At 59.0% G+C, this 20,027-nt stretch carries 29 protein-coding genes; 16 read left to right on the top strand and 13 right to left on the bottom strand.

The genetic code is table 11. The features are described from left to right. Positions 1–102 precede the first annotated feature (102 nt). Both ACP0GE_RS14465 and ACP0GE_RS14460 read right to left on the bottom strand, forming a co-directional pair. The gene (locus ACP0GE_RS14465) at positions 103–498 is read right to left on the bottom strand and encodes a hypothetical protein (RefSeq protein WP_424832619.1); all 396 of its coding nucleotides are present in this window, start codon (positions 496–498) and stop codon (positions 103–105) included. 44 nt (positions 499–542) lie between these two features. Then, positions 543–1,736, bottom strand: coding sequence for a PLP-dependent aminotransferase family protein (locus ACP0GE_RS14460; protein WP_424832618.1), 1,194 nt, complete (start codon positions 1,734–1,736; stop codon positions 543–545). Positions 1,737–1,887: 151 nt separating this feature from the next. On the opposite strand from ACP0GE_RS14460, the gene ACP0GE_RS14455 reads away from it, so the two are divergent. Both ACP0GE_RS14455 and ACP0GE_RS14450 read left to right on the top strand, forming a co-directional pair. Beyond that, a complete protein-coding gene (locus ACP0GE_RS14455; protein WP_424832617.1) occupies positions 1,888–2,658 on the top strand; it encodes a FadR/GntR family transcriptional regulator in 771 nt (256 codons plus the stop codon). Next, positions 2,658–3,146 carry a metal-dependent hydrolase gene (locus ACP0GE_RS14450; protein WP_424832616.1) on the top strand — a complete coding sequence of 163 codons (489 nt, stop codon included), beginning with the start codon at positions 2,658–2,660 and terminating at the stop codon, positions 3,144–3,146. The genes ACP0GE_RS14455 and ACP0GE_RS14450 overlap by 1 nt, the downstream gene beginning before the upstream one ends. A gap of 63 nt (positions 3,147–3,209) precedes the next feature. On the opposite strand, the gene ACP0GE_RS14445 is transcribed toward ACP0GE_RS14450, so the two are convergent. The 6 genes from ACP0GE_RS14445 to ACP0GE_RS14420 all read right to left on the bottom strand — a co-directional run bounded on the left by ACP0GE_RS14445 (position 3,210) and on the right by ACP0GE_RS14420 (position 6,876). Beyond that, positions 3,210–3,770: a F0F1 ATP synthase subunit B gene (locus ACP0GE_RS14445; protein ID WP_424832615.1), complete on the bottom strand. Its 561-nt coding sequence runs from the start codon at positions 3,768–3,770 to the stop codon at positions 3,210–3,212. A 5-nt stretch (positions 3,771–3,775) separates the two neighbouring features. Beyond that, positions 3,776–4,327 carry a F0F1 ATP synthase subunit B' gene (locus ACP0GE_RS14440; RefSeq protein ID WP_424832614.1) on the bottom strand — a complete coding sequence of 184 codons (552 nt, stop codon included), beginning with the start codon at positions 4,325–4,327 and terminating at the stop codon, positions 3,776–3,778. 86 nt (positions 4,328–4,413) lie between these two features. Next, positions 4,414–4,638, bottom strand: coding sequence for a F0F1 ATP synthase subunit C (locus ACP0GE_RS14435; RefSeq protein WP_005981269.1), 225 nt, complete (start codon positions 4,636–4,638; stop codon positions 4,414–4,416). Positions 4,639–4,686: 48 nt separating this feature from the next. Next, the gene (locus tag ACP0GE_RS14430) at positions 4,687–5,445 is read right to left on the bottom strand and encodes a F0F1 ATP synthase subunit A (RefSeq protein WP_424832613.1); all 759 of its coding nucleotides are present in this window, start codon (positions 5,443–5,445) and stop codon (positions 4,687–4,689) included. A gap of 2 nt (positions 5,446–5,447) precedes the next feature. Then, on the bottom strand, positions 5,448–5,780 hold the full coding sequence (locus ACP0GE_RS14425; RefSeq protein ID WP_424832612.1) for an AtpZ/AtpI family protein: 333 nt from the start codon (positions 5,778–5,780) through the stop codon (positions 5,448–5,450). Between the two features lie 184 nt (positions 5,781–5,964). Further along, on the bottom strand, positions 5,965–6,876 hold the full coding sequence (locus ACP0GE_RS14420; RefSeq protein ID WP_424832611.1) for a DMT family transporter: 912 nt from the start codon (positions 6,874–6,876) through the stop codon (positions 5,965–5,967). An 84-nt stretch (positions 6,877–6,960) separates the two neighbouring features. Here ACP0GE_RS14420 and ACP0GE_RS14415 point away from each other — a divergent pair, with 84 nt between their 5' ends. After that, complete coding sequence (locus ACP0GE_RS14415; RefSeq protein ID WP_424832610.1) at positions 6,961–7,293, top strand: ArsR/SmtB family transcription factor; 333 nt, start codon at positions 6,961–6,963, stop codon at positions 7,291–7,293. 10 nt (positions 7,294–7,303) lie between these two features. On the opposite strand, the gene ACP0GE_RS14410 is transcribed toward ACP0GE_RS14415, so the two are convergent. The 3 genes from ACP0GE_RS14410 to ACP0GE_RS14400 are packed head-to-tail and all read right to left on the bottom strand — an operon-like array spanning position 7,304 to position 9,420. Continuing rightward, positions 7,304–7,576: a hypothetical protein gene (locus tag ACP0GE_RS14410; protein WP_424832609.1), complete on the bottom strand. Its 273-nt coding sequence runs from the start codon at positions 7,574–7,576 to the stop codon at positions 7,304–7,306. Positions 7,577–7,630: 54 nt separating this feature from the next. After that, positions 7,631–8,545, bottom strand: coding sequence for a DMT family transporter (locus ACP0GE_RS14405; RefSeq protein ID WP_424832608.1), 915 nt, complete (start codon positions 8,543–8,545; stop codon positions 7,631–7,633). Next, positions 8,542–9,420: a LysR family transcriptional regulator gene (locus ACP0GE_RS14400; RefSeq protein WP_424832607.1), complete on the bottom strand. Its 879-nt coding sequence runs from the start codon at positions 9,418–9,420 to the stop codon at positions 8,542–8,544. Before ACP0GE_RS14400 ends, ACP0GE_RS14405 begins: the two co-directional genes overlap by 4 nt. Before the next feature lie 119 nt (positions 9,421–9,539). On the opposite strand from ACP0GE_RS14400, the gene ACP0GE_RS14395 reads away from it, so the two are divergent. Then, positions 9,540–10,121, top strand: a complete 582-nt coding sequence (locus ACP0GE_RS14395; RefSeq protein ID WP_424832606.1) for an FMN-dependent NADH-azoreductase — start codon at positions 9,540–9,542, stop codon at positions 10,119–10,121. A gap of 209 nt (positions 10,122–10,330) precedes the next feature. Here the strand turns inward: ACP0GE_RS14395 and ACP0GE_RS14390 are convergent, their stop codons facing one another. Further along, positions 10,331–10,861 carry a prolyl-tRNA synthetase associated domain-containing protein gene (locus ACP0GE_RS14390; RefSeq protein ID WP_424832605.1) on the bottom strand — a complete coding sequence of 177 codons (531 nt, stop codon included), beginning with the start codon at positions 10,859–10,861 and terminating at the stop codon, positions 10,331–10,333. Between the two features lie 89 nt (positions 10,862–10,950). Here ACP0GE_RS14390 and ACP0GE_RS14385 point away from each other — a divergent pair, with 89 nt between their 5' ends. The 12 genes from ACP0GE_RS14385 (at position 10,951) to ACP0GE_RS14330 (ending at position 19,064) form a co-directional block, all read left to right on the top strand. After that, the gene (locus ACP0GE_RS14385; protein ID WP_424832604.1) at positions 10,951–11,469 is read left to right on the top strand and encodes a hypothetical protein; all 519 of its coding nucleotides are present in this window, start codon (positions 10,951–10,953) and stop codon (positions 11,467–11,469) included. 161 nt (positions 11,470–11,630) lie between these two features. Next, entirely contained in the window at positions 11,631–13,136 is a 1,506-nt protein-coding gene (gene ffh / locus ACP0GE_RS14380) for a signal recognition particle protein (RefSeq protein WP_424832603.1), read from the top strand. Between the two features lie 57 nt (positions 13,137–13,193). After that, complete coding sequence (locus ACP0GE_RS14375; RefSeq protein WP_424832602.1) at positions 13,194–13,772, top strand: GNAT family N-acetyltransferase; 579 nt, start codon at positions 13,194–13,196, stop codon at positions 13,770–13,772. Further along, the gene (locus ACP0GE_RS14370; protein ID WP_424832601.1) at positions 13,769–14,317 is read left to right on the top strand and encodes a GNAT family N-acetyltransferase; all 549 of its coding nucleotides are present in this window, start codon (positions 13,769–13,771) and stop codon (positions 14,315–14,317) included. Before ACP0GE_RS14375 ends, ACP0GE_RS14370 begins: the two co-directional genes overlap by 4 nt. Continuing rightward, the gene (locus ACP0GE_RS14365) at positions 14,314–14,853 is read left to right on the top strand and encodes a GNAT family N-acetyltransferase (RefSeq protein ID WP_424832600.1); all 540 of its coding nucleotides are present in this window, start codon (positions 14,314–14,316) and stop codon (positions 14,851–14,853) included. Before ACP0GE_RS14370 ends, ACP0GE_RS14365 begins: the two co-directional genes overlap by 4 nt. Then, positions 14,850–15,146, top strand: coding sequence for a chorismate mutase (locus ACP0GE_RS14360; protein WP_074737903.1), 297 nt, complete (start codon positions 14,850–14,852; stop codon positions 15,144–15,146). The genes ACP0GE_RS14365 and ACP0GE_RS14360 overlap by 4 nt, the downstream gene beginning before the upstream one ends. Before the next feature lie 42 nt (positions 15,147–15,188). After that, positions 15,189–15,578 carry a 30S ribosomal protein S16 gene (gene rpsP / locus ACP0GE_RS14355; RefSeq protein WP_170356106.1) on the top strand — a complete coding sequence of 130 codons (390 nt, stop codon included), beginning with the start codon at positions 15,189–15,191 and terminating at the stop codon, positions 15,576–15,578. Positions 15,579–15,590: 12 nt separating this feature from the next. Beyond that, a complete protein-coding gene (bluB, locus tag ACP0GE_RS14350) occupies positions 15,591–16,226 on the top strand; it encodes a 5,6-dimethylbenzimidazole synthase (protein ID WP_424832599.1) in 636 nt (211 codons plus the stop codon). 148 nt (positions 16,227–16,374) lie between these two features. Next, the gene (rimM, locus tag ACP0GE_RS14345; RefSeq protein WP_424832598.1) at positions 16,375–16,878 is read left to right on the top strand and encodes a ribosome maturation factor RimM; all 504 of its coding nucleotides are present in this window, start codon (positions 16,375–16,377) and stop codon (positions 16,876–16,878) included. Then, the gene (locus ACP0GE_RS14340) at positions 16,878–17,690 is read left to right on the top strand and encodes a hypothetical protein (protein WP_424832597.1); all 813 of its coding nucleotides are present in this window, start codon (positions 16,878–16,880) and stop codon (positions 17,688–17,690) included. Before rimM ends, ACP0GE_RS14340 begins: the two co-directional genes overlap by 1 nt. Beyond that, the gene (gene trmD, locus ACP0GE_RS14335; protein WP_424832596.1) at positions 17,690–18,499 is read left to right on the top strand and encodes a tRNA (guanosine(37)-N1)-methyltransferase TrmD; all 810 of its coding nucleotides are present in this window, start codon (positions 17,690–17,692) and stop codon (positions 18,497–18,499) included. The genes ACP0GE_RS14340 and trmD overlap by 1 nt, the downstream gene beginning before the upstream one ends. A 133-nt stretch (positions 18,500–18,632) precedes the next feature. Continuing rightward, on the top strand, positions 18,633–19,064 hold the full coding sequence (locus tag ACP0GE_RS14330) for a hypothetical protein (RefSeq protein ID WP_424832595.1): 432 nt from the start codon (positions 18,633–18,635) through the stop codon (positions 19,062–19,064). Between the two features lie 11 nt (positions 19,065–19,075). On the opposite strand, the gene ACP0GE_RS14325 is transcribed toward ACP0GE_RS14330, so the two are convergent. Then, the gene (locus tag ACP0GE_RS14325; RefSeq protein ID WP_424832594.1) at positions 19,076–19,879 is read right to left on the bottom strand and encodes a GH25 family lysozyme; all 804 of its coding nucleotides are present in this window, start codon (positions 19,877–19,879) and stop codon (positions 19,076–19,078) included. Positions 19,880–20,027 lie beyond the last annotated feature (148 nt).

Here is a 20,027-nt window from a genome sequence, read left to right as displayed (position 1 = left end):
CGCAAGGGACGGGGGAGGTGTCAACGCGATTGCGCAGGATATAGGATGATTGGTCGAGTTATCCACAATATCTTGGCGAAACTACGCGCAAACACGCGTATCTCAGTAAGGCGTGCATTCAAAGACCTGATAGCCATAGTCCCTGTAATATCCGTAATCGACACATTCATACGAGCGCATCATCAGGGCACCAAAAATCAGCTTTTCCCCAAGTTCACGGTCACAACCCAGCACGCCCACGGTGACCGCCGCATCGCCCAGAACATCCAAAAGCGGGCAACCCGAAACCTGCGCCATGGCCAGCGCGGCACGGTCGCGGATCGGGCCAAGACGTGGGGCGTATTGCGGGTTCACGCGGACGGCCTCGGCCAGTTCACCGCGGACGCGGACGTCAAAGATGCTGCCATTCACCGAGACACGCGTTGCCGGCTGATCCCGGAAATGAGGCGTGCCGCCCGAACAGGCAGTGAGAAACAGGAAGGCGAACAATCGGATCATACCGCCGTTCTTGCGGCAATATGGTTAACGAAACCTTTCCCGGATCAGGCGCGAAGCACGACTCCCAAGCGGCGAATGCCTTCGCGGATCATATCCTCATCCGAATTTGAAAAACTCAGCCGGATCGTGTTCGCCCCGGTGTCGTCGGGGTAGAAGGCCTGACCGGGCACAAAGGCGAGCTTGGCCGTTTCAAGCGCCTGTGCCAGCAGGTCGGCCCCGTTCATGTCCCTGGGCAAGGTTACCCAGACGAACATGCCGCCCTCGGGTCGAGCCCAGTCGACACCATCGGGCATATGCTGGGACAAAGCCTCGAGCATCGCGTCCCGGCGGGCGGCATAGGTGCGGCGCAGCATCGGCACATGAGTGTCAAAACAATCCCGCGCCACCTGATACACAGCCATCTGGTTGATGGTCGAGGAATGCAGATCGGCGGCCTGTTTCAGCAGCACCAGTTGCGAGATTACAGGCTTGGCGGCCACGACCCAGCCGACGCGCAGACCAGGCGACAGGGTTTTCGAGAAACTACCGCAATAAATCGCCCGGCAGTTTTCAATCGATCCCTTACGCGCCTGCTCCAGTGCCAGAATTGGCGGGATCGGGTCACCATCATAGCGCAGCGCCTGATAGGCGCCGTCCTCAATCACGGCGCAGTCCAGTTCATCAGCCAGATCCAACAAAGCCTCCCTGCCCCGCAAATCAACGGTCTCTCCTGTCGGGTTGGCGAAATCGGCAGAGAGGTAGGCGAACTTGATCGGGCTGCCACCCGCCGCATGGCGATACTCGGCAGCGCCCCGATTGCCATTGACGCTAAGCTGATCAAAGCGCGGCTCATAGGCATCAAACGCGTTGAGCGCGCCCAGATAAGTGGGCCAACCGACCAAAGCCGTATCACCCGGAGACAGAAACAACTTACCCAGATAGTCCAGCGCCTGCTGCGAGCCCGACGTAATCAGGATGTTGTCGATGTCACACTCCACGCCGACCCCACGCATATACCCGACCAGCCATTCGCGCAGCGGTGCATAGCCCTCGCTGACGGAATATTGCAGCGCCTGCGCCTGCTGATCCGGGCCAAGGGCGTTTTGGAACGCGTTGGCAAAGGCCTCTGCCGGAAAAAGGGCCGGGTCGGGAATGCCTCCGGCGAAGGAGATAATGCCCGGTTGACCCAACAGTTTCAGCAATTCGCGAATCTCGGATGCTTTCATCCGGGATGTGCGTGTGGCGTAGAGTTGATCCATCTCGACGGGCCTCCTCTGCCCTTGAACTTCAGATTAGGCAAAGCGCATATTATGTCAATAATACTGACCCAATGTTTCAGTCTCCGTGAGCGGCTTGAACCTCCCCCGCAAACGTGGTCAAGTGAGTTGACCAATTCCAACAGTTAGCTTCATGCCTTTCCAACAAGTTCAGACCGAAAAACTGTCTCTGGCCGTGGTGCGCCAGATTGAGCTGCTGATCCTGCGCGGCATCCTGCGCCCGGGCGAACGCTTGCCCTCGGAACGGGAGCTGGCCGAACGAATGGGCGTGTCGCGCCCGTCGCTGCGCGAAGCGATCGCAGACCTGCAGGATCAGGGGTTGCTGACCGCCAAGGCCGGATCGGGCATCTATGTGGCCGAGGTTCTGGGCTCGGCCTTCTCGCCCGCGCTGATCCGGTTGTTCGGCAATCATGACGAGGCGGTATTCGACTACCTCTCGTTCCGGCGCGACATGGAGGGGTTGGCGGCTCAGCGTGCGGCCAGGATGGGATCTGGCAGCGACTTGAAGGTGGTGCAGACCATTCTGGACAAGATGGAAGACGCCCACGCCCGCAATGCAGCCGAGGAAGAGGCCCATCTGGACGCCCAGTTCCACATGGCGATCATCGAGGCCAGCCATAATGTGGTGATGCTGCATATGATGCGGTCGATGTTCGACCTGTTGCGGCAGGGCGTGTTCTACAACCGCCAGGTCATGTTCCAGCAACGCACGACCCGAGAGACCATTCTGGACCAGCACCGCGCGATCAACGCAGCATTGCAGGAGCGCGACCCAAAAGGTGCCCGTCGGGCGGTTGAGGAACATCTCAGCTTTGTCGAGCGCTGCATGGAAGATCAGCAGAAGGCGATACGGAACGAGAAGATCGCGCAGCAGCGGCTGAAGCACGAAACCGGTGAGGTTTGATGTTCATCGGGCATCTGCCGGGCGCTTATCTGGTCTTTCGCGCTGCAGCACTTAATCTGGGAAGACTCGCTTTTACGGCTGCAATGATCGGTGCCGTAGCGCCGGATGTGGATATGCTGTGGTTCTATTTCGTCGATAGTCGGGCGCACCATCACCATGAATACCTGACCCACCGCCCGATCATCTGGGCAGGCTTTCTGTTTGCCGGGCTGGTGCTGCGCCTGTGGGCCGTCAAGGCGGGCACGTTTCTGACCTTCTTTGGCGCAGGTGGGTTGGTGCATATGATGCTGGATTCGATCACCGGGGCGGTTGCCTGGCTCTGGCCCTTCTCGGATGCCACCTATCCGCTGGTCGTGGTGCAGGCGACCCATTCGCACTGGATTTTGTCCTTCCTCAACCACTGGACGTTCAAAGTTGAGATCGCAATCACACTGCTTGCCCTGATCGTCTGGTTTGTCACCTGGCGCAGATCAAAACAAGCGCCCTGATACAAAGAAAAAACCCGAAGGCCTGAGGCCCTCGGGTCTTTCAAAGACATATGATCGTGATGATCAGTGCAGTTTTTCACCCACATCCGCGATGGCGGCGTCGATCAGCTTGTTCGCCTGCGTGGCGGTCATCTGCTTGGCCAGCACAGCGTTGGCTGCCGAAACAGCAACAGTAATCGCTTGATCACGGACTTCTTTCACAGCCGAAGCTTCAGCCGATGCAATCTGATCCTGTGCAGCGGCCAGACGGCGTGCGATGGATTTCTCCAAATCGACCTTGGCTTGCTCTGCTGCCAGAGCCGCGTCCTCTTTCGCAGCGGCCACAATGGCGTCCGCTTGGGTTTGCACTTCGCGCTGCTTGCGCTCGTACGAGGCCAGAAGGCTGCGTGCTTCTTCGTGCAGGGCACGGGCTTCGTCCAGTTCGGACTTGATGCCTTCTGCACGATTGTCCAACGCACCACCGATCATGCCGGGGACCTTGAAATAGAACAGGACCGCGATGAAGACGATGAAGCCCAGAGTGACGACAAAGTCAGTGTTGCCAAGCGAGAAGAACGGGCCGCTTGCGGCGAATGCCGGGCTGGCTGCGCCGACCGTCAGGATAAGGGCAAGAGTGTTCCGCATGTCACTTATCCTTTCGATTGCGCGTCTACAGCACTGGCGATAGCTTTGGCATCCGCCTCGCCGCCCAGTGCTGTGACCAGTTCAGCCGCCGTATCCTTGGCAACCACTTGAATGCTTTCCAGCGCACCGGCACGGATGTCGGCAATCGCCTTTTCCGATTCAGCCGCCTTTGCAGCGATTTCCGCGTCCGCCTTGGCAATCGCGTCATCCAGACCAGACTGGATTTCTGCGCGTGCTTCGGCAGCGATACGCTGTGCCTCAGAACGGGCATCGGCAAGCGCCTTGTTGTAGGCCTCTTCGGCCTCGACCGCCTTGGCCTTCAGATCTTCGGCCGCAGCCAGGTCATTTGTAATGGTCCCCTGACGTTCAGCCAGGATTGCCGCGATGCGAGGCAGTGCCACGCGAGACAGGACCAGAAAGATGACGACCAGCGTAATGACCAGCCAGAAAATCTGGTTGGGGAACCAATCGAAGCAGAGCTGCGGCATCCCGATGGCAGAGCCATAGGAGTCGACGCACGAGCCAGCTACCTCTTCTGTAAGGGGTTCAGTCGCCATGATATCCTCCGTCGGAAACTTGTCTTTACAACAGGCGGGCCGCTATGGCTTGGGCCCACCTGCGCGTAAGGATCAGGTTCCGCAGATTATACGGCGAACATCAGCAGCAGCGAGACCAGGAATGCGAAGATCCCCAGGGCTTCTGCGAACGCGATACCGATGAAGAGGGTTGCGGTCTGCGAAGCAGCCGCCGAAGGGTTGCGCAGGGCGCCGGCCAGGAAGTTGCCTGCAACGTTGCCCACCCCGATTGCGGCTGCGCCGGAACCGATTGCTGCCAGGCCTGCGCCGATGTGTGCGAGATCGCCTTCCATGATGTATCTCCTTACGAATTGGAAGTTTCGATTTTGGGGGTTCAGACCTTAGTGCGAAGGATGCAGCGCATCTTTCAGGTAAACACAGGTCAGAATGGTGAATACGTAGGCCTGGATGAAGGACACGAGGACCTCAAGGCCGTACATTGCGGTGATCGCCAGCACGGACACGGGCGAGATCGCGGCAATCGCGGCAAAGCCTGCGAAAACTTTGATAACAGCGTGGCCTGCCATGACGTTACCGGCGAGACGAATAGAGTGGCTGACCGGGCGTACAAAGTATGAGATCAGCTCGATGATCGCCAGAACCGGGCGCAGCGCCAGAGGAGCGCTGGAGACCCAGAACAGACCCAGGAACGCGGCACCGTTCTTGACGAAACCCAAAACGGTCACGGTCAGGAACACGGCCAGCGCCAGCGGGATAGTGACGGCGAAATGCGATGTCGTGGTGAAGGACATCGGGATCATGCCCAGGAAGTTCGCGCAAACGATGAACATGAACAGGGTCATGACATAGGGGAAGTACTTGACGCCTTCCTTGCCGCAGATGTCTTCCAGCATCTTGTAGATAAAGCCATAGGCCAGTTCGGCCACCGATTGCATCCGGGTCGGAACGATGGCGCGCTTCGACGTCGGTACGATCAGCAACAGAACGATGGCGACGATCGCCAGGAACAGCCACAGCGTCACGTTGGTAACCGTGAACATGCCAACCGCACCGTCGCCGAACAATGGCTTGACGATGAACTGATCCATCGGGTGGAAAACCAGGCTGCTGCCTTCTGCTGCGGTGGTCTCAGTTGCCACGTTCAGTCCCTCTCGTCCTTCTCGGCAGCCGTCGCCGCCGCTTGTTTCTCTTGAACCTCTTTCGCGCTGCGGAGCATAACCTTCACGCCCGCGACAAGGCCCAGCAATGTGAACAGCACCAGAAAGATCGGGATTGTCCCGAACAGGCTGTCCAGCCCGTATCCGATGCCAAATCCGATCCCCAGACCGGATACCATTTCGATGACCATCCTCCAGGCAAGCTCGCCGCCCGAGACGTCAGCATCTGCACGAGGCTTCGGCGTTTTGGCCTTTTTCGCCGCCTCGATCTTGGCCTCCAGCTGCGCCATACGCTGCTTTTGGTCGTCATCGGTCACGGGCGTTTCCCTCGCACAGTCTTGGGCACGGTGCTAAGGGGCGATGGGCGCAGAGTCAACGGTGTTGCGCGCCCGGATTGACGCATTCTATAATATTGATTTTAAATGGCTTTTTGAAATCCGCTGACTCAACTCAGTTGGTGAAGCCAACCCCAGAGTATCAAAACTGCCCGAAAACCAATATTCAACCTTTTGGTTGATCTTTTTCCACTCCAACGCGCAGCAGACGCCTGAACATGCGCCCATCGATCAACAACAAGCTAACAAAGATCGCCGCCATCCCCAGCAGATGTTCGGGCAACAGCGCCTCGCCCAGAACCCAGGTGCCAAGCACCAGCGCCGATATCGGGGCAATCAGTGTCGCGGTCGACATGTTGGTCGGGCCCGCCTTGGGCAACAGCCAATAAAAGGCGATGAAAGCGGCCGAGGTCAATACGAACCCGATCACCATCAACGACAACCATGTTTCCGGGCGTGTGACCACCGGCAACCCCTCGCGCCAGAGCGCCAATGGGGCGATGGACAACGTGGCACCGGTCAACGCCAGCGCGACCAGCACCACGGGCTGCATATCCCGAAACGCCCGGGCGATGTTAAGTGAAAAGGCATAACAGATCGGCGCGCAGAGGATCAGCAAAATGGCCCAGAACTCCGAAGTTGCGCCTGCCTGCAACACCGGCAGCGACAAAACAACAATCCCGGCAAAACCGCAAACGACACCCAGAGATTTCAGCAGCGTGGCACGCTCACTGCCCGGCCAGAAATGCGACACAAGCACAGCAAATGCCGGCGTCGTCGCATTGACGATTCCGGCAACACCCGAGGCGACATGCTGCTGCCCCAGCGCATAAAACGCAAACGGCGCGGCATAGCTGAGCGCTCCGAAGCCCAGCAGCCCGGCGGCACGGGCCATACTCAGACGAACCGGCAGCCGGGCACCGATGACATAGATCCAGCAGCCCAGCGCCCCAAATCCCACACGACCCATCGATACCGAAAGCGGCCCAAGCTCGCGCAGCAAAATGGCGTTGAACATGAAGGACATACCCCAGCCGATGCCAAGCACGCCGATCACCAGCCAGTATTTGAGTGCCATACTCTGCCCCTTCGCATCAGTTCCGGGCACAGTGATCCTTTAACGGAAATTGTCAAACCGGTTCCTGCACTTTAGGTAAGACCCATGTCCAGTGATCTCGACACCGTTTTTGCCGCTCTCGCCGACCCGACCCGCCGGACCATCCTTGCGATGCTTCTTGAGGACGACATGGCCGTTACAGACGTGGCTGAACCATTCGAGATGTCGCTGGCTGCGATCTCAAAGCATCTGGTGATCCTGACCAAGGCGGGCCTGATCAGCCAAGAGAAACGCGGCCGGGTGAAATGGTGCAAGCTGGAGCCAGATGCCCTGCGCACCGCATCCGTCTGGATGCAGGGGTTCGGGCAGTTCGAACCGGTCAATCTGGATGCGTTCGAACGATTCCTGGAAGTGGAACTGCCCGGGAAAGAAGATTGACCGCCCCGACTTATTCCTGAACGCCGATCCCTTCGATAACCCCAGCGGAATCTGCCCGACAGACCCACGGCACGTCCGATCCGGCAACTGAAACCGTAACCGTGGTTCCGGACGCATCAGGCACGGTCGAAACCGCTGTTACCCCGTCCAGCCGTGTTTGGGTTTCTGCGGAAATCATCGCTTCGCACTCCGCTTGAAGCATAGAGGTCGACGCGCCGTCCGGCCCGTTTGTTGCGCAAGCGGTAAGGATCAGAAGCGCCGCGGATGAGAGGTGCAGTTTCACGTGAGGACTCCGTATTGTTGGGGCAAGTTCACTACCTTCGGTCAAGTCCCGGGACTAATCCAAAGCTTCGCGTCGGTTTTCAGGCGCAGGCTCCTCGCTCTTGAGTAAAAGCACAAGCGAAATAACGGTCATAACCGCTCCGACCGACACCAGAACGGCAGGGGCTGGTTGGCCGAGAGCAATTTCCCAAAGGATAACCCAGCTCGGGATCAGATAAGTATAGGCCATGACTTTGGCCGATGGCAGGCGCAACGCGGCGAACTGCACCAGAACGAAGCTGGCCGCGGTGGCAAACAAGGCCAGGTAAAGCAGGCTGATCCAGACGATAGCCGGAAGGCCCGCCCAATCGGTGGCGCGAATGTCCGACCAACCGAAAACAATCAGGATCAGGCACCCCGCCAGCATGGTCCCAAAGGCGAAAACAACTGCCGGTTCACCCCGGTTCAGCTTTCGCACCATCGGCGTATATATTGCGTGGGCGACGCAGCCCCAGAAATAGATAAACTCGCCCTGCCCGATCTCAAACGCGCGAAACGCCTGCCAATCTGCTTGAAAAATCACCCACAGCGCCCCGGTGGCCCCGATTGCCAGCGCCACCGCCATCCGCGGCGTCGTCACCTGTCTCAGCAGCGCCCACCCCGCAACGGCCGAGATGACCGGCGTCAAAGTGAAAACAGCCGCCGCCCCCACAGGCGGCGCGGTCTTGAGACCGTAGAACATCAATACGAAATACGCCGAAAAAAGTCCACCCAAGACAAGATATCGCCAAGGTGCCCGCCAGGCGGTTCGCGATATCCCCGTTGTCAACGCTGCTGCCCCGCCGATGACCACCGCCGCAATCGCAAATCGCGCTGCAGTGATCGCAGCCGGTGCAATTTGATTGGCGACCATCGCGCCCAACGAAAAACTACCCGCGACCAGCACTGAAAACAGCAACATGGCCAAATGGCCGCGCGCCTGCTGGCTCATGACTGCCAGCCTTTGGACCGTTCCTTGAGAAAGCTCAGAAAAGCCTGCACTTTGGTCGTTCGGTGCAGGTCGACATGGGTCACCAACCACAGTTTGCCGAACCATTCCGGCATCGGCTCGATCACTTCCACCAGATCGGGGTCCCCGGATGCCTCCCAGCGGGCCATGAACCCAATGCCTGCTCCGGACAGAACCGCCTCGCGAATGCAGAAGTTGTTGGTGCATCGGAACGTGATCACCTCGGCCGGAACCGTCTCGCGCAACCATTTCGAAAACGGCGCCCGGCTGTTTTCATCATCCGTGCTTACAAAGAAATGGTTCGCGAAGTCCTCGACGCCTGACGGTTTGCCGTGACGTTCTACATAAGACTTGCTGGCATAAAGCCCGACTTCCTGCTGGAAAAACGGCTGCACCACATTGTCCGGCTGGCTTGGAGCAGCACCGGCGCGAATTGCAACATGGGCTTCCCCATACTCCAACCGAAACAGCCGATCGCCGGTCAAATAACGGACAATCAACCCGGGATGCGCGATCTGAAACTGTGTCAGAACAGGCACCACCAGCGGCGCAAGAGCCCCCAGCGAGGTTACGACCAACTCGCCCGAGACATCGTCGCCCCGCCCTTTCATGCGCCCGACAAGCTGGTTGAACTGATCTTCGGTCGCCTGCGCCACCCGCAACAGGTCCTCGCCCGCGTCGGTCGGCGTATAACCCCGTGCATGCCGCTGGAACAGTTTGACACCAAGCCGGGCCTCGATTGCATCAATATGGCGAATAACCGTTGCATGGTGAACACCCAAAACGTCAGCCGCACCGCTGACCGTCCCCATACGTGCAACCTGATAGGCTGTTCTGACTTCGTCCCAATTGTCCATTGCATCCGTTCCAATGTGCAAATTCTAACAATACTTGTTGATCTATCAGAGTTTTGTTCGCACACGCAACTTTCATATTGGGTGACAAGCATATTCTTCATCCAAAAGGACACCCAGACATGACCCATACCATCCTGCATATCGACGCCTCAGCCCGGCGTGACGGTTCAGCCACGCGCGAGCTGTCGGCCCAGATCGTCAAGCATCTGAACGCCAGCCGCATCATTCGCCGTGATCTGGCATCTCCGCTGCCACTTCTGACTGAAGACTGGATCAACGCAAACTTCACCCCCGCCGATCAACGCGACGCGGTTCAGCGCGATCACCTCTCGCTGTCGGACGAACTGGTACAGGAACTGCAGCAGGCGGACACAATCGTCATCGGCCTGCCGATCTACAACTTCTCAGTCCCCGCCGCTTTCAAAGCCTGGATTGATCTCATCGCCCGGGCGGGCCTGACATTTGCCTATACCGAAAACGGTCCCAAGGGCCTGCTTGAAGGCAAGCGCGCCGTGCTGGCAATTGCCTCAGGCGGCGTACCTGTCGGGTCCGAGGTCGACTTTGCCACCAACTACGCCCGCCACGTTCTGGGCTTTGTCGGTATCACCGACATAGATGTGGTCGCAGCCGACCAGATGGCCATAAACGCCGACGCCGCTCTGGCTTCGGCCCGCAAGGCTGTTACTGAATTGGCGGCTTGATCCGCCTTGGTCATTTAAAACGGAAACGCCCAATATGAGCCCGTTTGGGAAGGCTCAGGTTGGGCGTTTCGCAAGAAAAAATCATCATTCTGGATGGTGTAAGCAGGGATGCCGCCCTTCGGGACGTCATACCCCCGATCTGAATCGCCCACATCTTCTTCTGTTCAAAAATACCTCCGCCGGAGGCACGCGCCGCCAGGCGCGTCTGATCAAGGCAGCCAGGCCACCTCACACCCGATCCGGTCGAAGAATTCCAACAGGTCCCCACGTGCCATGCTCACCGTGCGATCATTCACCAGCGGATGCATATAGATCACATCGGCCTTCTGGGCCGCCGCGTCCATAAAGAACGTCACATCGTTCTGCACTCCATTGATCATCGCCAGCGGGCTGACCGCACCCGGACGAATTCCAAGATTCTGCATCAATCGATCCGCTGAGCCAAAAGACAAACTTCCCACACCCAGCTCTGCGCCCAAGGCCTTGAGGTCAATCTCGCGACTCTGCTCTAACGTCACCAGATAGTTCCGCTTCTTCTTGTCGCGCAGGTACAGGTTTTTCAGCCGCAACGCGTTCTCGCCCGGCACCATGAACTGATCCTCGACCGCCTTGGACTCTTCAACCGTGCGCAACGGGACGTGGCTGTACAGACGATAAGCCAGCCCCCAATCATCCAGCTGCGCCAACAGCGCGTCTGAACTGAGCGGCAATGTGTCCTGAAAGGCGGATGATGCGTCCATGGGAACCTCCTCGTGTCAGGCGCTCATCGCGCAACCGGCTGGCAAATTCAAGTCACGACAGGCACGGTATTCAATGCTAGCATGCCGCCATGAAAGTCACGCGCAATACCCCGAACCAGCTGATCCTGTCAGACACTCCATGGTTCATCGGCATCATGCTGGTTTTCTTCATTCTGGCTTTTGTCGGTCCGGGTATATTACTGATGACCGAAGGCGGTGAGGCCATTCTGTTCGGCCTGATCTTCGCCCTTGGCGGCGGCGGGTTGGGGTTCGGAGCCTTTTGTGCCTTTGTCCGGCGTGTCCAGGTGATACTGGACCGCAACAAAGACAGCATCGTCATCCGCAGGCAATCGGTCTTTGGTTATGAGGCGGTTGAGCATAAGCTTTCAAACCTGTCCCATGCGGAAATTGAACGCACGACCTCGCGCAGCGACAAGGGGACGTCGACGCTCTATCGTCCTGTCCTTGTTCTCGACAAAGGCATGAGCGCGGGACGGCATCCCATCGTCGAGGCATTCTCGAACGGTCGCGGTGCGCACCGGCTGGTCGAAGCGGTCAACGACTGGCTTCCGGCACACAAGGTTGACTCTGTCAGCCAATCCGCCTAAATCGCCGCAAACATCCGGAAGCCTCTCGATCTTCCGGTCCCTTGAGTCGTTCAGGGATCGCCCCCCACCAGCGAGTTTCGCCCGTGGGGGCAATTGTGCATTTAACCGGTGCCTCCTAATTAGGTGGTACCACCAGATAACCGGCTAAGGAGGCCGAAGGCATGTTTGAAAATCTATCCGAACGCCTTTCCGGCGTCTTTGATCGGCTGACAAAACAAGGCGCTCTGTCCGAAGAAGACGTCAAAACCGCCCTGCGCGAAGTCCGCGTTGCCCTGCTTGAGGCCGACGTCTCGCTGCTGGTGGCCCGCGAATTCGTCAAAAAGGTACAAGATCAGGCCACCGGCCAGGCCGTCACTAAATCGATCACGCCCGGTCAACAGGTTGTCAAGATCGTGCATGACGCTCTGGTCGATACCCTGCGTGGCGAGGAAGACCCCGGCACGCTGAAAATCGACAACCCGCCCGCGCCGATCCTGATGGTTGGCCTGCAGGGTTCGGGTAAGACGACCACCACCGGTAAGCTGGCCAAGCGTCTGAAAGAGAAAGAGGGCAAAAAGGTCCTGATGGCCTCGCTCGACGTCTATCGTCCGGCGGCGATGGATCAGCTGGCGGTTTTGGGTACGCAGGTTGGTGTGGACACGCTGCCGATCGTGCCCGGTCAGAAACCGGTCGATATCGCCAAGCGCGCCAAACAGCAGGCGACGCTGGGTGGCTATGACGTCTACATGCTCGACACCGCGGGCCGTTTGCATATCGACGAAGTCCTGATGGACGAGGTCGAGCAAGTCCGCAACGCGGTTGACCCGCGCGAGACCCTGTTGGTGGTCGACGGCCTGACCGGTCAGGTCGCCGTTGAGGTGGCCGAGGAATTCGACGCCAAGGTCGGCATCTCGGGCGTGGTTTTGACCCGGATGGACGGTGACGGGCGCGGCGGTGCGGCGCTGTCGATGCGCGCGGTCACCGGTAAGCCGATCCGTTTTGTCGGTCTGGGCGAAAAGATGGACGCGCTCGAAACCTTCGAGCCGGACCGGATCGCCGGTCGTATTCTGGGCATGGGCGACATCGTGGCCTTGGTCGAAAAGGCCCAGGAAACGATGGAGATGGAACAGACCGAGCGCATGATGAAGCGCATGGTCAAGGGTCAGTTCAACATGAACGACCTGAAAATGCAGCTGGAACAGATGATCCAGATGGGCGGTATGCAGGGCATGATGGGCATGATGCCGGGCATGAACAAGATGGCCAAGCAGATGGATCAGGCCGGTCTGGACGATAAAATCCTGCGCCAGCAAATTGCGCTGATCCAGTCGATGACCAAACGCGAACGCGCCAATCCGCAGCTGTTGCAGGCCAGCCGTAAGAAACGGATTGCCGCAGGTTCGGGGATGGAGGTCAGCGACCTCAATAAGCTGCTCAAAATGCACCGGCAAATGTCGGACATGATGAAAAAGATGGGCAAGATGGGCAAAGGCAAGATGCTGAAACAAGCCATGAAAGGCATGTTCGGCAAAGGTGGCCCCTCGCCCGAGGAAATGGCAGCCGGCATGGACCCCAAGGCGCTGGAACAGGCGGCCAAGGCGATGGGCGGCAAGATGCCCGGCATGCCCGGTATGGGCGGCGGCATGGCTTTGCCTCCGGGTCTCAGCGGGTTTGGGAAGAAAAAATAACGTGGCTTTCACTCCCCGCATATATTTGCGTGCGCGCACCACACCGGAGGTCCACCAATGACCTTCCGGTTCGAAGCCGCGCCGAATTCTCAGGGGGCTGACCTGGCGGCTCGGGTGGCGGGTGCCATCCCGACGCTCGAAACTGAGCTTCTTGTTCTGCGCGCGCCGCAGCTTTCGGATTTCGACGCCTATGCCCAGATCGTGGCCAGCCCGCGCGCCCGGTATCTGGAAGTCATGTCGCGCGAGGATGCGTGGTATGATTTCGCTCAGATGGTCGCCATCTGGTCACTGCGCGGCCACGGCCTTTGGTCGGTCGTTGCGAAGGCGGACGGTCAACTGCTGGGCTTTGTCGTTCTAGGCTTCGAACCGGAAGACCCAGAGCCAGAGCTTGGCTTTATCTTCACCGAAAATGGCGAAGGCCACGGCTATGCGTTCGAAGCGGCCAGTGCTGCGCGCGAGTTTGCGTTCAACCAGCTTGGCTGGCACACACTCGCGAGTTTCGTCGCGAAAGGTAACACTCGGTCGCAACGGCTGGCTGAACGCCTCGGAGCAACCATCGAACGTGAGATTTCCGAGACTGACGGCACCACTCTGGTGTACCGCCACACACCGGCTGGCGCGGAGGTGTCCACATGATCAACCTCAACTTCCCCACCCTCGAAACCGAGCGCCTGATCCTGCGCGCTCCGTCCGAAGCTGATCTGGACGCGGATAGCGCGTTCTTCGCCAGCGATGCGGCGAAATACGTCGGCGGCCCCCTGCGACGGGATGAGGTATGGCGGATGGTTGCGTCGCTGCTGGGTCACTGGGTGATGCGCGGCTATGGGTATTGGAGTGTCGATGAAAAGGACACCGGCACCTATGTCGGTCGGATCGGGCTTTGGTGCCCCGAAGGCTGGCCCGAGCCCGAGGTCGGCTGGACGCTGCTGAACCATGCCACCGGCAAGGGTTATGCGACCGAGGCCGCTCTGGCCGCGCGGTCATATGCTTATGACGTACTGGGGTGGGAAACGGCGATATCTCTGATCGATCTGGACAATCATGCAAGCAAGGCCGTGGCCAAGCGCTTGGGTGCACAGTTCGAATATCACTATGAGCACCCCAAGTTCGGTAAATCCGAAATCTGGCGTCATCCAGCGCCTGCGGATCTGGTGAATGGCGGAGTGGAGGCCTACGCATGACCACGTTCACCATCCCCTCCGTCGAGACGGACCGCCTGATCCTGCGCGCGCCGCAACTGGATGACTTGCCCGCGATGACCGAGTTCTTCGCGACTGAGCGCAGCCATATGGTGGGTGGTCCCAAAGACCCGCTCGAGTGCTGGAGTTCATTGTCGAACCGCCTGGGCCACTGGGCACTGCGCGGCTACGGCTTGTGGCATCTGACCGAGAAAACCAGCGGCGCATTCGTCGGCTGGGCCGGCATGATCTACGTCCCCGGCTGGGCCGAACCCGAGCTGGGCTGGACACTGATGGCCGAGGCCGAGGGCAAAGGGCTGGGCTTTGAGGCCGCAGCGGCAGCGCGCGACTATGCCGCCCGCCATCAGGGCCTGAACGGTGTGATTTCATACATCGCTCATGCGAATGACCGCTCGCGCGCTTTGGCCGAACGCCTCGGCGCAACGCTTGAGATTGAGAGAGCCGAGCTTTTGGGCAAACACGCGCAGATCTGGCGCCATCCGCAAATTGACTTGACCACCGAAAGGACCGGCCAATGACCAACCCCGTGACACAGGCTGCCACGCTGTTGAAAGAGCATCGCGAAAGCATCGACCGGCTGGATGCGATCCTTGTCTATACGCTGGGCGAGCGGTTCAAGCACACGCAGGCCGTTGGCAAGCTCAAGGCCGCACACGACCTTCCCCCGTCCGATCCCTCGCGCGAGGCTGCGCAGATCGCACGGTTAGAAGACCTGGCGAAAGAGGCCGATCTGGACCCCGATTTCGCCAAGGCTTTTCTGAATTTCATCATTCAGGAAGTCATCCGACACCACAAGAAACACCAGAACTAAGCCGGTCTAGCACCGGATACGCCATTCAAAGGAGATACCACCATGGCAATGAAAATTCGTCTCGCCCGCGGCGGCTCGAAAAAGCGTCCCTTCTATCGCATCGTAGCGGCTGACAGCCGCATGCCGCGCGATGGCCGTTTCATCGAAAAGCTGGGCACCTACAACCCGCTGCTGCCGAAAGACAGCGAAGAGCGCGTGAAAATGAACCTGGAGCGCATCCAGTACTGGCTGGATCAGGGCGCACAGCCCACCGACCGTATCGCACGCATGCTAGAAGCTGCTGGCGCACGCGACAAGGCCGAGCGCAACAACCCCAACAAGGGTACTCCGGGCAAGAAAGCTCAGGAGCGCGCAGAAGAAAAAGCGGCCAAAGCTGCTGAGGCGGCTGAAGCCGCTGCTGCACCGGCTGAAGAAGCTGCGGCAGAAGAATAAGCAGGCGGACGCGTGCGGGATCAGGCTTTTACCGACGATTTTCGCACGCAGTTCGATCTGTTGATGCGGCTCCGGCGCGATGTGCGCCGGTTCCGCACCGACGCGATAGACGAGGCAGTGCTCGCGCGCTGCCTCGACGCGTTTCGACTGGCCCCTTCGGTGGGGCTGAGCGAACCCTGGCGTGTGATCCGCGTTGAAAGTCAAACCGCGCGGGCGGCGGCGCTGCGGAATTTTCAAGCCGCCAATGATACCGCGTTGGCTGGCTATTCCGGAGAAAAGGCGCAGCTGTACAGCCGTCTGAAACTGTCAGGCATGCAAGACGCCCCGGTGCAACTGGCGGTGTTCTGCGACGACAACACTGACAAAGGTTTGGGTCTGGGCGCAGGAACCATGCCCGAGATGCGGCGTTATTCCGTGGTCTCGGCCATTACTCTGTTCTGGCTTGCTTTACGGACCGAAGGTCTGGGATTGGGTTGGGTATCAATTCTGAACCCAGATCAAATGGCGCGTGATCTGGACGTGCCCGAGGGTTGGCGCCTGATCGGTTATTTTTGCGTCGGCTGGCCGGAAAAAACCTCGGAGACGCCCGAGCTTGAGCAGGTCGGCTGGGAAAACCGGGGCCCGGACCTGAATATCGAAACACGGTAGGGGTCTATGTTCGGATTGATACGACTTCCCATCTTGCTGGCAATCGCATTTATTGTGGGCGTGTTCTTTGAACGCAGCAACCAGCGCGAAGCCTGCGAGGGGCTTGGAGAATGGCGAAACGGAATTTGTTTGACGGCGGGGCAACCCGATGAATGATCTGATCTGCGTTGGCAGCGTTGCGGGCTCGTACGGTGTGCGGGGTGAGGTACGGATAAAAAGCTTCTGCGCCGTGCCGGAGGACATCGAGAACTACTCTCCGCTTACCAATGAAGATGGCACGGATCGGTTCCCGCTGGTGCTGACCCGTGCAATCAAAAACGGGTTCGCCGCCCGGTTGGGCGGAATCGAGACGAAGGAACAGGCAGACGCCATAAACGGTCTGCGCCTCTATGCGCGGCGCGATCAATTACCGTCGCTGCCCGACGACGAATTCTATCATACCGATCTGATCGGGCTTGAGGTCTATGACACCGGCGGCGCGCTGCTGGGAAGCGTGAAAGCTGTGCAAAATCACGGGGCTACCGACCTGTTGGAACTGCACGGGCCGGAGCTCAAATCAACTGTCTTGCTGCCATTTACGCTTGAAGTCGTGCCCACGGTCGATCTGGACAAAGGTCGCATCATCGCTGACCCGCCCGAGGGCCTGCTGTAATGCGCAAGGTTCTGCTGCATCTGGGTCTGCACAAGACCGGCACGACGGCAGCACAATCTTTCCTGTTCGAAAATCGCGAACTGATCTGGCCACGCCATGCGCTGGTCCTGCCCTACCGCACCCGAAAGTCCGGCCTTTCAGAAGCCGCCACCCGGTATTCGGTGTATGGCACCCCCGGCGCGCTGGGGGATTTCCGCACTGCGATGCAGGACTTTCTGTCCACGCTGGATTTTGGTCTGCGTCGCGGGCTGATCCTGAGCGAAGAAAACTTTTCGGGCCTGCGCCCCAGCCGTAACCTGGCCGTAGGGTATGAGGCCGCCCCCGAGCTGGCCGCGTGTCTGGTCGATCTGGTCCGGCAACGCTTTGCCGGCCAGGCGGTGGATATCATCGTTTACCTGTCGTTGCGGCAGCGCGGGGGCTGGTTGCGCAGCCTGTGGGCCCATGACCTGTATCGCACGCGGTTGGTGCAGGATTTCGACGCCTATCAGACCCGGCTTGAATCGGTGCCATCTCCGCATTCCACCGCCGAACAGATGCGCGACAGATTACCCGATGTCACGGTCCAGACCGAATGGCTGGAGGATTTGCAGACACGGACCTTCGGCCTTGGATCACCCTTTGCCGACTTTCTGGATCTGCCATCTGATCTGTCCGCAAAACTGGTTGGCCCAACCCGCGCCAACCCACGTCTGCCCGAACCGGTTCTGGCCGAATTGTTGACACTGAACCGTTCGGCACTGGACGAAACCGCGTTGATCCGACAAAAGGCGGATTTGGTTGAACGCGCGCAAAATAATCTGATCGGCACCTGATGACAGAAAACACAGGCAAGTCCCACGGCCGCAAAGCCATCCGCTCGACGCTGAAGCCGCGCGAACTGATGACGCCCACACCGGACCTGCACGGGGTCTGGAAGGCCAAGGTCATCACGCTGTTCCCTTCGGCCTTTCCAGGCGTTCTGGGCGAAAGCCTGACCGGCAAGGCATTGCAGGACGGTCTGTGGCAACTGGAAACTGTCGATTTGCGCCAGTTTGGTATCGGCAAGCACCGCAACGTCGACGACACGCCAGCCGGAGGGGGCGCCGGCATGGTCCTGCGTGCCGATGTGTTGGGCGACGCGATCGAACATACGATGGAGGGTGTGCAAGGCAACTGGCCGCTGATTTATCTCAGCCCGCGAGGCCGCCGGATGGACCAGCGTATGATGCAGAATCTGGCGCGGTGCGACGGGATGACCCTTCTGTGCGGGCGGTTTGAGGGTGTCGACGAAAGAGTGTTGGAGCATTACGGCATACAGGAAATCTCTTTAGGTGATTTCGTCATGACCGGTGGGGAGATTGCCGCGCAGGCGCTAATCGACGCAACGGTCCGCCTGATCCCCGGCGTGCTGGGCAATCAGGCATCGGCAGAAGAAGAAAGCTTTTCCTCAGGCCTATTGGAGCATCCGCAGTACACCCGCCCGGCCGAATGGAAGGGCCGCGCAATTCCCGATATCCTGATGTCGGGGCACCACGGGCATATCGCTGAATGGCGTCACCAGATGTCTGAGCAAATGACCCGCGAACGCAGACCCGATCTGTGGGCCAACTACAAGAAATCAGGCGACGAAAGCACGGACTAAGCCATCTGCTCTGTTGCCTGAACACCCCATACATTATTTTTGGAAAAATCTGTTTGAAGTTGTTTCATCTTCCCGATACTCGCCTTTTGGTGTCATCGATCAAACATCGAAAATCGTAATCAGGCGGTCTACATTGAAAAAACTTACATTGATTGCTTTGCTAGCCGTTTCGGCCTGCACAACGCAACCCATCGCATCCTCTGTGCCAACGAAGGCCGGTCATGATCTGAACTCGGCACGTTCGACGCTTCAGGGCTGTATTGCCGGGAAAAGTGAAGGTGAAAACGCAGCCGTAGCAGGCGCTTATATGACTAACGTTCTGTTGTTCGGCATCGTCATCGGGCCTCTCCTGACCGTTCCATTCGAAGATGACCTGCGCAATCAGGGCGCCATCGATCAGGTGAACCGCTGTATGGAGGAACATGGGTTTAAACGGCGCGCGCTATCGGATGGTGAGACCTTCTGGCTGAACAACTCGGCTGGCGAGGAGCGTAAACGTCGGCTCAGCCATCTGGTCGGTGGCGGCACTGTGGAAACATACGTGGCCAAAGCGCCAAAGTCCTGACGGTTTGGCCGTCAGGGCGTACCCTGTTTCCATTGCGCCCAAATGTCCGGCGATCCGTTGAACGTGTTGATATCGACTTTACCCTGCACACCGGGCACCAACCCGGTGCCTGTGTATTGCCAGAACCGCCAGATCGCCCGCGGATAGACATTGCGCGGATGCCCCGCGACCGAGCGCAACCAGAATTCGGTTTTCGGCAGCCGCCCAATATCGGTGTCTTCGTAGAAATCCACGGTCGTATACACGATGGGGCGTCGGCCATAGTGACGCTCCAGTATGTCCAGGAACTTTTTGGCTTCTGACCGCACTTTCTGTCCATCCGGGCGAAGGGTGCAGGTTTTGGAATGAGGCGTCCATTCCATGTCCAGCACATGCGGCAGGTCCGCACCCTTGGGCACGTTGCGGATGAACCACCGCGCCTGTTCGGCGGCAGGACGACAGAAGTAGTAATAGTGATACGCCCCCCAAGGCACTCCTGCTGCACGTGCGCCACGCCGGTGGTCTTCGAACATGGGGTCCGCGACATCGCCACCTTCAGTCGCTTTGATGAAAACAAAGCTAATGCCCGAAGCCTGCGCCGTGCGCCAATCGATCGGCCCCTGCCAGCGTGATACATCCAGCCCGTGCACAGGGTAGTGATCGGGGTGCCGCCCCTCCCAGTCATGAGGATCGGCATCGCCAAAATTCGGGAAAATCACCGCCGGAGGGGTATTGTCTGCAAAGGCCAGTGACTCGACCGCCTGCGGCGCCGGCCCGCGCCGACCGCACGACACCAGCGCAACGGCCACAATAGCCATCATCAAAGCCTTACGCATCACGCCATACCTGTTTCAAAATCTGCTCGTTTAATTGGGCCCAGAATGCCTGATCGGCTCGCCAAGGCAATGGAACATTTTCCAGACGGCGGAAACCCACCATTTCACCTGCATATTATAGCGATTTAGGCTTGATCCCTGCCCGCAA

This window comes from Ruegeria sp. (genome assembly GCF_965243365.1).
Classification (GTDB): Bacteria; Pseudomonadota; Alphaproteobacteria; order Rhodobacterales; family Rhodobacteraceae; genus Ruegeria.
The sequence above is the reverse complement of the archived record's forward strand: the minus strand, read 5'-3'. Positions and strand labels throughout refer to the sequence as shown.

Coding starts and splice junctions, on each gene's coding strand:
- ACP0GE_RS14465 (WP_424832619.1), bottom strand. CDS start 498: ATGATCCGATTGTTCGCCTTCCTGTTTCTCACTGCCTGTTCGGGCGGC.
- ACP0GE_RS14460 (WP_424832618.1), bottom strand. CDS start 1,736: ATGGATCAACTCTACGCCACACGCACATCCCGGATGAAAGCATCCGAG.
- ACP0GE_RS14455 (WP_424832617.1), top strand. CDS start 1,888: ATGCCTTTCCAACAAGTTCAGACCGAAAAACTGTCTCTGGCCGTGGTG.
- ACP0GE_RS14450 (WP_424832616.1), top strand. CDS start 2,658: ATGTTCATCGGGCATCTGCCGGGCGCTTATCTGGTCTTTCGCGCTGCA.
- ACP0GE_RS14445 (WP_424832615.1), bottom strand. CDS start 3,770: ATGCGGAACACTCTTGCCCTTATCCTGACGGTCGGCGCAGCCAGCCCG.
- ACP0GE_RS14440 (WP_424832614.1), bottom strand. CDS start 4,327: ATGGCGACTGAACCCCTTACAGAAGAGGTAGCTGGCTCGTGCGTCGAC.
- ACP0GE_RS14435 (WP_005981269.1), bottom strand. CDS start 4,638: ATGGAAGGCGATCTCGCACACATCGGCGCAGGCCTGGCAGCAATCGGT.
- ACP0GE_RS14420 (WP_424832611.1), bottom strand. CDS start 6,876: ATGGCACTCAAATACTGGCTGGTGATCGGCGTGCTTGGCATCGGCTGG.
- ACP0GE_RS14415 (WP_424832610.1), top strand. CDS start 6,961: ATGTCCAGTGATCTCGACACCGTTTTTGCCGCTCTCGCCGACCCGACC.
- ACP0GE_RS14405 (WP_424832608.1), bottom strand. CDS start 8,545: ATGAGCCAGCAGGCGCGCGGCCATTTGGCCATGTTGCTGTTTTCAGTG.
- ACP0GE_RS14400 (WP_424832607.1), bottom strand. CDS start 9,420: ATGGACAATTGGGACGAAGTCAGAACAGCCTATCAGGTTGCACGTATG.
- ACP0GE_RS14395 (WP_424832606.1), top strand. CDS start 9,540: ATGACCCATACCATCCTGCATATCGACGCCTCAGCCCGGCGTGACGGT.
- ACP0GE_RS14390 (WP_424832605.1), bottom strand. CDS start 10,861: ATGGACGCATCATCCGCCTTTCAGGACACATTGCCGCTCAGTTCAGAC.
- ACP0GE_RS14385 (WP_424832604.1), top strand. CDS start 10,951: ATGAAAGTCACGCGCAATACCCCGAACCAGCTGATCCTGTCAGACACT.
- ffh (WP_424832603.1), top strand. CDS start 11,631: ATGTTTGAAAATCTATCCGAACGCCTTTCCGGCGTCTTTGATCGGCTG.
- ACP0GE_RS14375 (WP_424832602.1), top strand. CDS start 13,194: ATGACCTTCCGGTTCGAAGCCGCGCCGAATTCTCAGGGGGCTGACCTG.
- ACP0GE_RS14370 (WP_424832601.1), top strand. CDS start 13,769: ATGATCAACCTCAACTTCCCCACCCTCGAAACCGAGCGCCTGATCCTG.
- ACP0GE_RS14365 (WP_424832600.1), top strand. CDS start 14,314: ATGACCACGTTCACCATCCCCTCCGTCGAGACGGACCGCCTGATCCTG.
- ACP0GE_RS14360 (WP_074737903.1), top strand. CDS start 14,850: ATGACCAACCCCGTGACACAGGCTGCCACGCTGTTGAAAGAGCATCGC.
- rpsP (WP_170356106.1), top strand. CDS start 15,189: ATGGCAATGAAAATTCGTCTCGCCCGCGGCGGCTCGAAAAAGCGTCCC.
- rimM (WP_424832598.1), top strand. CDS start 16,375: ATGAATGATCTGATCTGCGTTGGCAGCGTTGCGGGCTCGTACGGTGTG.
- ACP0GE_RS14340 (WP_424832597.1), top strand. CDS start 16,878: ATGCGCAAGGTTCTGCTGCATCTGGGTCTGCACAAGACCGGCACGACG.
- trmD (WP_424832596.1), top strand. CDS start 17,690: ATGACAGAAAACACAGGCAAGTCCCACGGCCGCAAAGCCATCCGCTCG.
- ACP0GE_RS14325 (WP_424832594.1), bottom strand. CDS start 19,879: ATGCGTAAGGCTTTGATGATGGCTATTGTGGCCGTTGCGCTGGTGTCG.